General features: G+C 36.6%; 10 protein-coding genes. 4 read left to right on the forward strand and 6 right to left on the reverse strand.

The window, feature by feature from the left end; all coding sequences use genetic code 11:
• Positions 1-9: 9 nt before the first annotated feature.
• Positions 10-2,931 carry a SusC/RagA family TonB-linked outer membrane protein gene (locus tag ACPF63_RS11505; protein WP_077414458.1) on the reverse strand — a complete coding sequence of 974 codons (2,922 nt, stop codon included), beginning with the start codon at positions 2,929-2,931 and terminating at the stop codon, positions 10-12.
• Positions 2,932-3,107: 176 nt separating this feature from the next.
• Here ACPF63_RS11505 and ACPF63_RS11510 point away from each other — a divergent pair, with 176 nt between their 5' ends.
• The 4 genes from ACPF63_RS11510 (at position 3,108) to ACPF63_RS11525 (ending at position 8,519) form a co-directional block, all read left to right on the forward strand.
• The gene (locus tag ACPF63_RS11510) at positions 3,108-4,292 is read left to right on the forward strand and encodes an MFS transporter (protein ID WP_426483122.1); all 1,185 of its coding nucleotides are present in this window, start codon (positions 3,108-3,110) and stop codon (positions 4,290-4,292) included.
• A 16-nt stretch (positions 4,293-4,308) separates the two neighbouring features.
• A complete protein-coding gene (locus tag ACPF63_RS11515) occupies positions 4,309-5,097 on the forward strand; it encodes an NUDIX hydrolase (protein ID WP_052184596.1) in 789 nt (262 codons plus the stop codon).
• A 128-nt stretch (positions 5,098-5,225) separates the two neighbouring features.
• A complete protein-coding gene (locus ACPF63_RS11520; RefSeq protein WP_077414460.1) occupies positions 5,226-6,404 on the forward strand; it encodes an acyl-CoA dehydrogenase family protein in 1,179 nt (392 codons plus the stop codon).
• A gap of 156 nt (positions 6,405-6,560) precedes the next feature.
• Positions 6,561-8,519: a T9SS type A sorting domain-containing protein gene (locus ACPF63_RS11525; RefSeq protein ID WP_426483123.1), complete on the forward strand. Its 1,959-nt coding sequence runs from the start codon at positions 6,561-6,563 to the stop codon at positions 8,517-8,519.
• 133 nt (positions 8,520-8,652) lie between these two features.
• Here ACPF63_RS11525 and ACPF63_RS11530 read toward each other — a convergent pair whose 3' ends face one another.
• The 5 genes from ACPF63_RS11530 to rsmG all read right to left on the reverse strand — a co-directional run bounded on the left by ACPF63_RS11530 (position 8,653) and on the right by rsmG (position 15,521).
• Positions 8,653-11,016, reverse strand: coding sequence for a patatin-like phospholipase family protein (locus tag ACPF63_RS11530; protein WP_426483124.1), 2,364 nt, complete (start codon positions 11,014-11,016; stop codon positions 8,653-8,655).
• A 182-nt stretch (positions 11,017-11,198) separates the two neighbouring features.
• Complete coding sequence (locus tag ACPF63_RS11535; RefSeq protein WP_426483125.1) at positions 11,199-13,886, reverse strand: PD-(D/E)XK nuclease family protein; 2,688 nt, start codon at positions 13,884-13,886, stop codon at positions 11,199-11,201.
• On the reverse strand, positions 13,883-14,419 hold the full coding sequence (locus ACPF63_RS11540; protein ID WP_426483126.1) for a DUF922 domain-containing protein: 537 nt from the start codon (positions 14,417-14,419) through the stop codon (positions 13,883-13,885). Before ACPF63_RS11540 ends, ACPF63_RS11535 begins: the two co-directional genes overlap by 4 nt.
• Positions 14,419-14,823 (reverse strand): hypothetical protein, encoded by a 405-nt coding sequence (locus tag ACPF63_RS11545; protein WP_077414471.1) that lies wholly within the window; start codon positions 14,821-14,823, stop codon positions 14,419-14,421. The genes ACPF63_RS11540 and ACPF63_RS11545 overlap by 1 nt, the downstream gene beginning before the upstream one ends.
• A 62-nt stretch (positions 14,824-14,885) precedes the next feature.
• Positions 14,886-15,521 carry a 16S rRNA (guanine(527)-N(7))-methyltransferase RsmG gene (rsmG, locus tag ACPF63_RS11550; protein ID WP_219072565.1) on the reverse strand — a complete coding sequence of 212 codons (636 nt, stop codon included), beginning with the start codon at positions 15,519-15,521 and terminating at the stop codon, positions 14,886-14,888.
• Positions 15,522-15,614 lie beyond the last annotated feature (93 nt).

The raw sequence follows: 15,614 nt of genomic DNA on the forward strand, positions 1-15,614 counted from the left end.
TGTTAATCATTAAAATTGAATATTAGCACCTATCAGGAATGTTCTTGCCTGTGGATAGTAAGCTCTGTCTACACCAATAATATCCTGTTCGGAATTATTTCTTCCTGCAATTTCCGGGTCGTAACCGGTATATTTTGTGAAAGTAACAAGGTTCTCTCCAGTGATGTACAGTCTTACTTTGCTCATTCCGAAACGTTCGGTAACATCCTTAGGAATAGTATAGCCTAACTGAACAATTTTCAAACGGACATAATCACCTTTCTGAAGATAATAATTTGACATCCATGAATAGTTATGGTTAGGGTCATTACGTGTAATTCTAGGATTATCGTTGGTAGAGCCTTCACCCGTCCATCTGTCTAAGATTCTTGTCTGATAGTTGGCATCAAGCATATCCAATCTTCTCAAACCCTGGAAAATCTTGTTACCAGCCTGTCCTTGAGCGAACATCATTAAATCAAAATTCTTATAATTAAGATTTACTGTAAGTCCGAAAGTATATTTCGGGATAGAGCTTCCTAAGTTTACTTTATCTTCATCATCAATTTTACCATCACCGTTGTTATCCTGCCAGATAAAGTCTCCCGGTTTTGCATCAGGTAGTAATTTTACTCCATTTGCATTTACATAGTTATCAATTTGTGCCTGATTTTGGAATACACCACTATAAGTCTGTCCGTAAAATGATCCATAGGGCTGTCCTACTGCTACTCTGGAAACTGCTCCCATTGTTTGGAAAGAAGCAAGGTTAAAATATTTAATGTCATCTTCCAATCTAAGAACCTCATTCTTTATCGTAGCGAAGTTACCATTAACTGAAATTCCGAAATCTTCCCAGTTCTTTTTATATCCTAACTCAAGCTCCAGACCGGTATTCTGCATATCTCCTACGTTTGACCAAGGTAAATTCGGAACTCCTACATAGCCAGGTATATTGATCTGTCTAAGGATATCTGTTGTTTTCTTTTTGTACCAGTCGGCAGTAAGAGTGAAATTATTGAATAATTTTAAATCAGCAGCAATATTGAGCTGACTGGTCTGCTCCCATTTCAAGTTTGGATTTTCCAATGTACTTGGTGCATATCCAATAATGATATTATTTCCAGAGTTAGTATAGTTACTTCCTGAAACCATGAAGCTTGCAAATCTGAAGTTATCCATTTCATCATTTCCTAATACTCCGTAACCTCCTCTTAGTTTTAAGTTATTAATTACTCTGTTCTCCGGCCAGAAGTTTTCCTTATGAACATTCCATCCCAAGGACATAGACGGGAAAGTTCCCCAATGCTGATTGGTCGCAAATTTTGAAGAACCATCTCTACGAATCGTTCCGGTGAATAAATATTTGTCCGCATAATCATAAATGATTCTACCAAAATAAGATGCTTTACGGGTCTGAATTCCATCCCATCCTGTTGCAGTAATATTATCCTGCGGAATATTAAAGTTGAAAGAAGCATCCTGCCAGTTATCAATAGGTAGGTTACTATATGTCAAACTAGCCCCGCCAGCAATGTTGTATCGGTAAACTCCCTGTCCAATCATAATGTTGATATTATGATCCCCAAACTTATTCTGATAGGTCAAAGTATTTTCCATACTCCACTCAAATTTATTTTCATCCACCTTATTCAGACTGTTGAAGCTGGTATTGTTATAGTTTGGACTTAAATAATATTTCGGGGTAAAAGAACGGCTTCCCCAATAGGATTTCTTACCGTTCAGGCTGGTTTTAAATGTAAAGTGATCCAGAAACTTAAGCTCGGCAAAAACATTTCCTACGAAATCATCAGACCAGCTATAATTTCCCTGTTGTATATGGCGGAAAGCCTGCGGATTGGTCATTTCCTGATTTACATATCTTGAAATTCCATAGGGACGGCCTTCAGAATCACGGATGATATAAGGGTTGGTATAGCCGCTTGGGTCTACCAGAGACCAATCTGTTACAACAACCGGAGTGGTAGGATCCAGGTTAACTGCTGAAGCCAGAGGCCCTCCAAATTCTTCATTTGCACTTACTCCTTGTGACTTCACATGGGTATAGGCAAAGGTTTGTCCTATCGTCAGATAATCTGTAACTTTATGGGTTGAGTTGAATCTCGCATTGATTCTTTTGTAATAAGAGATATCGCTCAATACAATACCGGACTGATCAAAATATCCGAACGATGTATAGTATGTTGATTTTTCATTACCCCCTGTAATGCTTACTTCATGAGAAGATTTTTCACCTGTTCCGAAAATGGCATCCTGCCAGTTGGTTCCTTTTCCAAGTGATTCCGGATTAGTGAATCTAGGAGTTCCTCCATCATTTACAAAACCCTCATTGATAATTTTAGCATACTGCGTAGCATCCAGAAGGTCCAGTTTTTTAGAAGCGTTTGAAAAACCATAGAATCCATTGTAAGAAAGGGTAAGTTTTCCTTTTTTCCCTTTTTTAGTAGTAACCAATATTACTCCTTTTGCAGCAGAAACTCCGTAGATTGCAGATGAAGCTCCATCTTTTAAGACTTCGATACTTTCTATATCAGACTGATTGAGCCATCCAATATTATCTACAACAATACCGTCTACCACCCATAAAGGGCTGTTACTTCCTGCCCCAAAACTGGTAATACCCCTTACACGTACAGTGGCAGCAGCTCCAGGCTGTCCGGAATTGGTCACTACAGAAACTCCGGCTGCCCTTCCCTGTAATACCTGTTCCGGTTTACCAGATGGAATATTTTCAATATCGCTGGCTTTAATACTCGCTATAGCACCTGTCACATTACTCTTTTTCTGAGTACCATAACCAATCACTACAACTTCGTCTATTTTGTTTTCTTTAGCAATTGTGTCCTTCGCCTTGGTGGTCTGGGCACTGAAGTTGGCCGTAAAATAGAGGACGGCAACCACTCCTACGCTTCGTGATATTCTTACATTCATATACAGTTATTGTTTAATTCTCAAATTGAGACAATAAAAATATATTTTTTTTCAATTAATTAACATTCTATTCATAAATATTTTAATTTTTCTTTTATTTTTCAGGGTTAGAAGCCCTATCTTCGCATCAATATTTCATAAAATTTCACAAAAAAATAATAAAGTAGTCTCCCAAAATGATCATCAAGCTTTCTAAAATTTCTCTTCCGTTAAAACTTACCTTTCTTATTTTTTCAATGGTTTTGAACTGTATGGGGCTTATTATTCTGCAGTTGGCCGAAGAGAAAATCACTTACGGAGAATTGGGTTTTTTAGAATCATTTAAAGACCTGCCCATCGCTTTTATTTCTCTTTTTGCAGTAAGTTTTATCAACAAAACGGGAACAAAAAAAGCATTGATTTCGGCTTTAATAATTGTAGGCTTTTGTTCTTGTCTGCTTCCATTTATAGAAGTTTTCTGGTTTTTCAAATTATGGTTTGCCATCATCGGTGCCTGTTTTGCGATTGGTAAAATCTGTGTTTTTGGAATTATAAGGAACAATATTTCGGATGAAAAGTCGCTGGCAAAGACTATGAACAGTGTAGAAGCTTCTTTCATGATCGGAATTTTTGTAGTGAATACCTGCTTTGGATGGGTAGTATCAAGTGAATATTCTGAATATTGGAAATTTTGCTTTTTATTAATCGCTTTCTTATCTGCATTAACAATATTCCTTTTATCAAAAATTACAATTTCTGAGGCCAAACCATTGGAAAATAAAAGTGTATTCTCTGAACTTTCAGGGTTTGTAACTCCTTCTATAATGCTATTCCTTGGGGTTATATTTTTTATTGTTTTTATAGAACAGGGATTCAACTCATGGCTTCCGTCTTTTTATAAGAATCATTTGAAAGTCAATTCATTTTTTGCCCTTCAGGCCACGTCTTTTCTGGCAGTATTTTCTTATGCAGGAAGAACAATAACAGCCAATATTATCCGAAGATTTTCATTGCCGGGTTACTATCTTTCATGCATGGCTTTTATTATTTCTTTATTGATCATTATTGTAGGTGTACAGTATTTTGATTCAGCAGATTCAAAGATTATTCTCTTCTTATTTCCGGTGATCGGTTTATTTTTGTCACCACTCTACCCTGTCATCAATTCAAAAATGATTGCACAGATGGATAAGGAAAAAGTAAACTTATTCACTTCTCTTATTGTTATATTTTCCTCACTGGGCAGCTCTGTAAGCTCGATTATCATGGCTGTTCTGTTTGAAAAACAATTATTAAATTTTTATCCGTTATATATCTTATCTTTCGTAATTCTTCTTTTTGTGACTAGTTTGGTATTTTTTAATGTTTCAAAAAGAAAATAGTTTTATTTTTACAGCCATGAAAATCAAAGACACAAAAAGTAAAGAAACACTTCGGGAACTTATCGATACCAAAGATTTTGTTGCCCATATATCTGTTGACTGTACTATATTCGGCTTTCATAATAATATTTTGAAAGTCCTTCTTTTAAAGTATCATGATCTTGATCTATGGTCACTTCCAGGTGGTTTTGTTTTCAATGATGAAGATTTAAGGGAAGCTGCAGCAAGGGTTTTATTTGAAAGAACACATCTTAAAGATATATTTCTGAAACAGTTTCATACGTTTGGAAGGATAGACCGTACAGAAAATAATGTTCATCAGATTCTTCTTAACAATAAAGGAATTGAGGTACCGGAAGATCACTGGATTTTTCAAAGATTCATTACAGTAGGTTATTGCAGCCTTATTGATTTTTCAATGGCCAATACTTTCCCTGATGCCTTCAACGAAAGCTGTGAATGGTTTGAGGTAAGCAATTTGCCCAAGATGGCTTTCGATCATGATAGGATCATAGAAACAGGGTTAGAATACCTGCGAATGAATATCAATACAGAGGTGGCGGCCAGCAATCTGCTTCCTGAGAAGTTTACGATGAAAGATCTTCAGTCTCTTTACGAAACCATTTTAGGCCAAAAATTCAGAAGGAATAATTTCCAGCGAAAAATTTTAAGTTTAAATATTCTTGACAGACTGGAAAAATTGTATGATGGCTCAGCCAATAAAGCGCCTTACCTGTATAAATTTAAAAGTAAGGTTCACAATTCTACCAATCAGTATCCTATATCCAATGATGAGGAGGCTTAAAACACAGAATTTATTTTATAAACAAATAAAAAGAGCATTATCTGTCTGAAAACCAAACTTAAGATAAGTTTTCAAAAAAATTTTCAAGACACCACGAAAAATGTTACTTTTAACCAAATCAAAAAATCATGTCATATTATCCTCTTACAAGCATCCCTGATTATTATGGAATTGATGCTTTACTTACTGAAGAACACAAACTAATCCGCCAATCTGTAAGAGACTGGGTTGAAAGTTTTGTAATGCCGCAGATTGATCAGGCCGCTCAAAATCATACCGATATACCTAATCTTATGAGAGAATTAGGGAAAATCGGAGCATTGGGACCTTATATCCCGGTTGAGTATGGCGGTTCAGGATTAGACCAGATTTCTTATGGTCTGATTATGCAGGAGTTGGAAAGAGGAGATTCTGCAGTACGTTCTGCAGCTTCGGTTCAGAGTTCTTTGGTGATGTTTCCTATCAATGAATTCGGTTCTGAGGAACAGAAAATGAAATATCTTCCTAAGCTTGCTGCCGGAGAAATGATCGGATCTTTTGGATTGACAGAACCTAATCATGGTTCAGACCCAAGTTCTATGGAAACTTATTTTAAAGATATGGGAGATCATTATCTTTTGAATGGAGCTAAAATGTGGATCACGAACTCTCCTCTATGCGATATCGCTGTGGTATGGGCAAAAAATGAAGAAGGAAAAGTACAGGGATTGATCGTTGAAAGAGGAATGGAAGGATTTACTACGCCTGAAACTCACAATAAATGGAGTTTAAGAGCTTCAAAAACCGGAGAATTGGTATTCAATGACGTAAAAGTTCCAAAAGAAAACCTTCTTCCCGGAGTAACAGGACTGAAAGGACCTTTATCTTGTCTGAACTCTGCACGATATGGAATTTCTTGGGGAGTAATTGGTGCTGCTATTGACTGCCACTGTACTGCTGTTCAGTATTCTAAAGAAAGAAAACAGTTTGGAAAACCAATCGGTTCTTACCAGCTTCAACAGAAAAAACTGGCTGAATTCTTAACAGAGATCACAAAAGCTCAGTTATTATGTCTTCAGTTAGGAAATCTTAAAAATGCTCACAAAGCAACTCCGGCCCAAATTTCTATGGCGAAACGTAATAACGTTAATATGGCTATTGAAATTGCGAGAGAATCCAGACAGATCCTTGGTGGTATGGGAATCATGGGTGAATTCCCAATGATGAGACATGCTGCAAACCTGGAATCTGTGATCACTTACGAAGGAACGCATGATGTTCACTTACTGATCACCGGATTAGACATTACGGGAATCAACGCCTTCTAAAAAAGACAATATATATAAAGAGTCTGGCCGCCGGTCAGACTCTTTTATTTTACTCACATTTCAGAGAATTGATATTCAATGAATAATTGTTGATGTCGTAATATTTTCCTGAATTTATTAAAGTTATTACCTTAATACCAAAGAAAATACATCAATATGAGAAAAATTACAACTTTTTTACTGGGCCTTACTGCCTCATTCTACTTTGCACAGCAGGCTGGAGACGTCGTAAGTGCGGAACAGAAACTGGATTTAACCCCACAGGGAGTCATCAATTTCATCGCCAATAATCTCGGTGATCAGGATGCTCCGGAATTTGCCGGCTACCTGAACAGTTTTAATGTAGGACTAAAGGGGTACAAGATCACTTATTACACCAAAAATGAAAATAATGTTCTTGTGAAAGCTACGGGGCTTCTTATGTATCCTAGTGTACCTTTCAAACTTTCAACAGTGGTATCAGATCATGGAACAACAGACAGTAGAAATAATGTTCCGTCTAATTTTAAGGGAGCATTGACAGCAGGATTTGTTGTTGAATTGTCTTATGTACTCAATGGCTATATTTTAATGGCTCCTGATTATGTAGGGATGGGGACCGGAGACGGAGTTCACCCTTATGTAGATTATGCCACTGAAGCAGGTGCCACCATTGATTTCATCACTGCTGCCAATAAAGTACTGGGTCAATTAGGTGTTAAACGGTATGATGAATACTTTTTAGCCGGATATTCACAGGGTGCTCATGCTGCGATGTCTACTTTAAAAAGATTAAGCATTTCGAATCCCAATAATATCAAATTCAAATATGCATATATGGGTGACGGGCCGTATGATTTCTCAGGAGTTACTTTAAATAAAGGAGTTCTGGAAAAAGATATTTACCCGTTTACCTCATTCCTGGCCAATGTTCTCAATACCTGCAATAGTACGGGATATAAAACATATAATAACAACATTTCAGAAGTTATTTCTGCAGAATATCTTGATAAATACAATTACCACGTTGTTCAGGATAACGGCGGGCTTTTATGGGGTCCTGTGATATGGAGAAAACTCTTTACGACAAGCTTCGTGAATGATGTTACCAATAACCCCAATAACAAGCTAAGACAGTGCATGAAACCGAAGGATGTATACGACTGGTACAACAAAACACCTATGACATTAGGTCATTCTACTGTTGATTTAGCGATTCCGCCTGAAAATACTTCTAAAACCATTGATGTCCAGCGTGGGTATTATGCATGGTGGGATCTGAATAAATACAAACTGGATTCTTTTTATTGGGGACCACTAGGACATGTTGGAGGAATTCTTCCATTCACTCTAGCTTCCAATGCCAAATTCAATACATTGAGAAGCGGCGGACTTCTTAATGAATGGGCGATTGCAGGGTCTATTTTCGGGAAGCAGTCAGCAGAGAAAACGAATGAAAAGCTTGCTCCTTTTTCTTCACAAATACAACCGGATTTGGGCAACATGCAGCTGGTTGAAATCACAGATTTTAATAAAGAAAAAATTCAAAGCAGGACAGCTAATGACCGTAGTCTATCAACTTTAAAAGACGGAGTTTATCTGTTGAAAGTATCGGAAAACAACGAGAATAAAATAATTCCGTACATCAAAAACACTCCTAAAGAAGTTACTGAAAATGAAATCGTACAGTCTGCGAACTCATCAGTTTTGCAATTAAAAGTTGATCTGGATGAACTTACTGCTGTAAACGTTTTTGATGAAAATAAAACAATGATCAAAAGTATTTCTCAAAAACAATATCGCGAAGCCGGAGGAATCAATGTGCAGGATCTCGAAAATAAAAACTATACTTTTGAAGTGGTAACTCCGTATTACAATCTTCAGTTCAATAAAGCAATTGGAGGTACCCAATCTTCTGAGAACAGTACTGATATTTTCACTCAAAAACAGCAAATTGTTGCAAAATCCGCCAATGATATTAAAAATATCAGTATTTACAGTATTTCCGGAGCTCTGATCATTCAGCAGGAAGTCAATAAGCCATTATTTGAATCCAGAAATTTAGAATCCGGTGTGTATCTGGTACAAATCACCCTTTCTAATGGAAAAGTTATTAATAAAAAAGTAAAACTGTAGAATCAATCACTCTTCTATATCTCATTTCAAGTTAATTTTTGGCACTTCAGCAATGAAGTGCTTTTTTATATCAATAATTATAATAAATGGTCTTACTTAAATTAATAGCTTAAGTAACAGATTCTCCTGATACTTAAAACTTAAAACCAACGCTGAAATATATTCTTGAAAAATCAAGCTGGCTGTTTCTGGAAACATTTAAACTGATAGGACCTATGAGAGATTCATACCCAAGATTCACTCCATATCCAAACATATCGAAACTATCATTAAAAGGAGACAGCTCTTCACTCACCTTACCATAGCTGAACGATGGGGTAAGATAAAGCTTTTTCATGATCCTGTACTGAAGTGATATTGCTGTTTTAGCAACCGAGGTCATAGGAAGTTCTTTCTGACGAAGACCATTGAATTCAGGACTTAAGAGATCATAATTATATTCACTTCCTCCAAGATTATATTTCTGATTCAGGAAGAGGTAGGGAACCTGATCATCCTTCCCTGATCCAAAACTTGCTCCCAAAAATACATTTGCTTTCACAGTCAGTCTTCTTGTGATTGGATAGAAAAAATTCTCATTTAAAGTGAATGACACGAGGTTTTTAGGCTCGTAATAATAAGATTCTTTTGGGTTAAGTATCAGATAAAGAAGTGGCTGTACTGTGATCAGATCATAAAGCTTATACTGATCTCCATAATAAAATCTTGTACTCACCTGAAGATGATTCCCTTTTGTAGTAAAATATCTTTTATTGAGATTATTCTGTTCAAATTTCAGTAAAGTGTTGAAATTGCTGTGGTTATATAATTTCTTACTATAATTATCCACTTTTGCCTGATCCACTTTATCCAGTAAGCTGTACATTCTTTCTGTGCTGAACTCTGTTCCCAGTGACAGGTAAGCATTTGGATTGATGTTATAGTTCAGCGCAATCTTTCCAGTTATATTCCGGTACATATGGTTAGGAAAACGGTCGCTCCCGTCTTCGCTTACATCATACAATCTGAAGTTCAGGTCATTGCTTTTAAGATTAACCATCTTAGCCTCCAGATCCAGCCACAAACGCTCTCCGCTGTCAAGGAACTGCTGATAAGCCAGTTTAGCCTTAAAACGTTCGGAAATATCTACAGTTGCTAGAAATCGAGATCTGTTCAGAAGAATATTCCTGTAAGTATAATTAACAATAATTCCTACTGATTGTTCCGTATCATAGTGCAGAGCCAGTTTAAAAGCTCCTTTTTTTGCTCTTTTCACAAAAATATTCATTACAAGACCATCATTTTCATTCGTGTAGGTATAATACACCTTTACATACTGACGCATTCCAAATACTCTGTCTATTGCTTCATTTACAGTTTTTGCATCGTAATACTTTCCTTCTGTCAGCCCCATTTGCTTCTTAAGCACCTCAATTTCTGCCGCATCATTAATAGGAGTTCCGTCTTCTTCGTTAAAAGTAAATTTTGTAGTAGGCAGTTTCACCTCTTCAATCATCTGATGTTCATATTGAATTCCTGCCTTTCGCTGAGCTTCTGCCAGGGCTACAAACTCAGGAAGATGCTTTCTCGCTTCCACCTCTCCAATTTTGATGATCCTCCTGAATTTAGCAAAATCCTTCGTTGTAATCTCACCCAATGGATCCACAAAGTCTACCAATACATTAGACAGCTCCTTTTGATGTTTAAAATCCTCTACCGAACGGATGGCATGGGTCTGATAAATCATCTTCATCGGATTTTCAATTTCTTTCTTGGTAAAAAGCCTGAAGCCTGTATAGCCTCCGATCACAAAATCGGCACCCATCTCACGAACCTCATTGGCTGGATAATTACGATCCAATCCACCGTCAACCAAAAGTTTTCCGTCAATATAAACAGGTGCAAAAGCTGCAGGAATTGCCAATGTAGCACGAATAGCAAGCGGTAAAGAACCTTGTTTCTGCATGATCAGACCACCATTTTCAATATCGGAAGAAGTAAGCTGAACAGGAATCTTCAGTTTGCTGAAATCATTGATATGTTTTGCATTGAAAGTAAGTGTATTAAGAACTTCTCCCATATACTGCCCTTCAATATATGAGCTAGGAAGAGTCGGAAATCCTTTGACTACAGGAAACTCGAGGATATATTTGTCATATTCGTCTTTTTCACTGATATTGACTTTGCTGTAAGGAATTTTATTGCTCAGAATCCTGTTCCAGTCCATTTTATAGATCGTATTCTTCAGTTGGTCCGCATTATACCCCATTGCATACAAACCTCCTAAAATCCCTCCCATACTGGTTCCTGTAATATAATCTACTTTAATTCCCAATGAGTCAATCATCTTCAGAATTCCAATGTGTGCAAAACCCTTTGCGCCGCCACCGCTCAGAGCAAGGCCAAATTTTGTGTCTTTGGTCACATTCTGAAGAGCAATATTCAGGGAATCATTCTTTTGCTGAGATTTGATAATAAGAGAGAAAGCTATGGCAAAAAATATCAGGATCTTTTTCATTGGTGATTCTTGGTGTATCCGATTGAAACTTTAAAAGTAATAAGGAGTAAAGATACACAAAAAAGCCACCTGCTTTACGGCCGTTTTTATGAAGTAAGCAAATGTATTTCTATCTATTATTTAAAATCAATAACAAACTGATTTTCAAATACAATAAGCCAATGTATCAATATTAAATCATTTTAATATGCTTTTATTGTTTCCACAAAATTAACATCCGGATTTAGGATTTCAAGGATCAGGCTTTTGACTGACTTCATTGCATCATCAATATTTCCTTTGTCAAACTGCAGGGAAACCATTCCTTTTTTAGCATCTGCAAAGCTCCATATTCCTGTTTCGATAGGGTATCCCCAAAACTCAGGAAGATGCTGCACCACATAATGATAAATACAAAGCTGAAGTGCCTGTTTTCTTTCACTGTTATAGAAATATTCAGCTACATTATCTCCGTCAATTTTCACGCTGAGATTTTTGATCTTGGCTGTTTTATAATCGATAATTCTTAGAGTTCCGTTCAGTTTATCAATCCGGTCAATGAATCCGAAGAAAGAAATTTTATCATTTCCATCAAGAGGAAAATCAATGTTTTCAAACCTTCTTTCGATGTCAACAATCTCCAGTTTGTTTCCCTGTTTTATCAATTCAAGATCATGAGTAAGTACATTTTCAATTACTTTTTTAGCAATTGCTTTATGAATATAATTCATCCCCTTCTCATAGAATTCCGGCTGGTGCTTCAGCTTTTCAATAGCAATATTTACATAGTAATCTATCGCTTTAACTGAATCCCTTAAATCACTTTCCTTTAAAACCTTACCCTTCAACACCTCATACACTTCTTGAAGTGAATAATGGACCAGATTTCCGTAATTTTTCACAGAAAGTTCTTCTTCAATTTCATCTGTTTCCGAGGTATTCAAAATCTTGGACAGATAGAAATCAATCGGATTATAGAGGTAACTTGTAAGGTGGGATGCAGATACTTTTTCCTTCCATTTCTGAAGACGGTCCTGTACAATCTGCGTCTTGGAAATTTCTATAGGTTTGGTGGTAATAGGCTCGGAAGAATTCTCAATAATCAGGTGTTCAATCTCATGTGAACTCTCCATTTCAATCTGTGTAATAAAACGACTCTTCTCTCCTGTATTCACTCCGGAACTTAATGCATTATAGAGCAAATGAACATTCTTAGCATCCTGAATCAGTCTGTAAAAGTGATAAGCATAAATGCTGTCATTTTCCAGGAAAGTATGAAGATCAAAGAACCTTCGGATATCAAAAGGAATATAGGTATTCTGAGAGTTTCCAAGGGGAAGTTTTCCTTCATTCACAGAAAGCAGAATAACGTTTTCAAAATTCAGGAGACGCGTTTCCAGCAATCCCATGATCTGCAGTCCTCTCAACGGTTCACCCTGAAAATCGATACTTTCAGAATTAATATGCTGGTTGATAAGAATTTCCAGCGTTTCCATTTTGATCTCAATATTGTAGGGAGTCAGCTGGTTTTTGATGATCCTGAATGCGTTTTCGAAGTGAGAAACATTCTCATACTGAATATCGTCTATTTCCAGCCATTTTACCTGCTGGCAAAACGTAATGAGCATATCCAGATAAATATTTGTCCCCTCAGCTTTTTGAAGAAGGTTAAAGTACGATAACCCACTCAGCAGTTCATGTAAAAGTTTATTAGAAATATAAACAATATTTCTCTCCTCTACTTTGGATTTAAAATCATTGATAATAAGCTCGTCCTCATCAGATTTAGGAAGTTCTTCCAGAATCGGGAAAACATCCCGGTAATAATAGGAGGATTTATTTTTTTCCAGTTGTTTCTGCAGGTAAAAAAGACGTTTCACAGCGTTGGAGAAAGATAGGTTCTTCAATGGAAAACCCATCGTAATATTCAAATTATCAACACCATGCATCACATCCAGGCTTGCAGGAAGAAGGTTTTCATCCAGCAATACCACTGCTGTATTGGAATAGGTTTTATTATTGATTTCCTTAAAAATTTCCGGCAGTACTTTGGTCTGGGTCACATTCCCGGATACTTCGTATACCTTAATTTTTTTAGGTTGGTTAAAGTCGTCTTCTATCCATTGAAAAGTTCTGTTTTCATCAAATTCTTTCCAGGTTTTATGGTTTCTCAGAAACTTTCCGGCTTCCTGTCTTTCATCGTCGAAATAATAATGGTCTGCCTGAAAGAAACATTGAGCTTTATTCCATTTCAAAAGGCTTCTTACCAGCTTTTCCTCCACCGGAGTAAAAGCATTGAATCCACAAAAGACAAATTCTTCTTTGGTATTTTCAGCAAAATCAGCAATCTTAGCTTTAGCAGCCTCATGAATCATTCCGGAGGTCGCCCAGTTTTTTTCCTGTAGTCTCTCCTTCAAAACGGGGAGAAAAACATTCATATTCTGCCAGAAATTAAGGAACTTCTTTCTTGGTACATTATCATCCTCACCAAGATCCTGAGCCCATTCTTTGATCCTTTCCTCATCAAACATATACTGAAGAACCGCCTGATCACTGTCTGAAAATTTGAGAATATCATCCCAGTCCTTCTGCAGGGTAGGAAACCACTTCAAAAAGTCCGAAAAATCATCCCTGGGAATAAGATTCAGACTTCTGTACACATCGAATGAGAAAAGCCACAATGGAATTCCCTGAATCGGCTGTTGATCTGAAATTTTATTGATAAGTTCTTCTACGGTAAAAAAATTGGGAAGAAGCCCTGAATAACTATTTTCCTCCAGAATCTGTCTGATAAACACAATAGGACGTTTTCCGGGCAGAATGATATTAAACGCAGAAAGGTCCGGGTTTTGCGCTAGCAGTTCGTGAATGATCTTATTGAGGAATTTCAAGGGGCTTGATAGCTTTTTAAGTTGTCGAGTTGTTCAGAAATCATATTATTATATTCTGCCTGTTTTTCTTTATTGATCCCGTGACGGGTTTCTCTGTCATAGGCCATCTGAAAGTTTTGATAATCAACGGATATCCCGTCATAAATTGCTTTGAAATACTTGTTATAATCACCGGAAGTCCTGATTTTTTCAGCGACAGCCTTTCTGAATTTTCTCACAAATAATTCTGCAATATCAAAATGTTTTTGTTCATGAAGCAGGATATAATCATCCATTTTTCTAACATCCTTCCAGGATTTCTCTTCGTTAAATATGGTTTTGATGGTAATGGTAACCGGTGCTTTTGGATTGGAAGATTTTATAGAAGAAAACTCCCAGCCGCAATGGGTATACGCTGCTACATCAGGATTATTTTTCTTATTCACCGAACTTTTAAAATTATCCCAGGTCAGCTTTTTGCCTTCCTCCCAGGTAATCTTTTGCCCGAATACCAACTCAGCGGCCAATAAGCACAATACAAAAGTCAATCTCATTATTCTACCACAATTGTTTTCGTAATCCAGTTATTTCCTCCGTTCCAGAATTTAAAAGTATAAGTTCCTTTTCTCTGCGGACTGAAGTTGATCTGATTGGCTCCTACATAACTTCCCTGCGTACAAGGTCCGTTTGTGATATATTTGTAGGAAGTCACCGTTCTTTCAAGATTAGTATTGTAAATATAATCATAGCCGTAAAAGCCATCACAATGAGAGGGATAGGTGGAATAAGTTTTTATGCTCTGTATCGCAAAAACATCCATGGTGTCATTGACAATTTTTACGCTGTCTATTTTGATCTTATCAATAGATTCAATTGTATGGTAATCGTCGTCATTACACGAAACCAGAAGCCCGCCAAACAGTAATACTGAAAATCCAATATTTAAAAGTTTTTTCATAACCTTTAGTTTTCTGATTATTAACAAATATTAGCAAAAATTATTCCTTATTTACATAAAAATCAGGAATTAAAATTACCTTTTGATACATAAACTACTTTTTTAGTATCAAAAAATTCTTCATCAAAATAGTGTTTAAGGTTGAAAATTTCACATTTAACTCCGGCAAGTTCTTCTGCAAGATCCCCGCCTTTCAAATATAAAATTCCGTTATGTTTAGTGTTAAACTGTTCTTTTTCAAACTTTCCTTTCAGCCATCTTAAAAATTCCGGCATCTGGGTTACTGCTCTGCTGACTACAAAGTGGAATTTTTCTTTCAGTTTTTCTGCTCTTCCGTGGATCGCTGTTACATTCGTCAATCCTACGCCTTCTGCTACCGCCTGTACTACACTGATTTTCTTACCGATAGAATCAATAAGCGTAAATTCTGTCTCAGGAAACAGGATCGCCAAAGGAATTCCCGGAAAACCACCTCCGGTTCCGATATCCAAAACTTTTGTTCCAGGAGCAAATTCCATCACTTTTGCAATTCCCAAAGAGTGGAGAATATGCTTTTCATACAGCGACTCCATATCTTTTCTGGAAATTACATTGATTTTTTCATTCCATTCATTGTACAGATTTTCCAATTGCGAAAACTGTTCTCTCTGTCTTTCAGTAAGATCCGGGAAATATTTTAATAGTAACGATGCAGACATGTGAATTATTATAAACAGCAAAAATAAGTTTTATTTCTCTTGTATTCAAATCTACTTTTCCCGGCAGGCCTTGATCCCTGTTTTTCAACAGAG

The organism is Chryseobacterium sp. R2ACT005 (assembly GCF_049949215.1).
GTDB lineage: Bacteria > Bacteroidota > Bacteroidia > Flavobacteriales > Weeksellaceae > Chryseobacterium.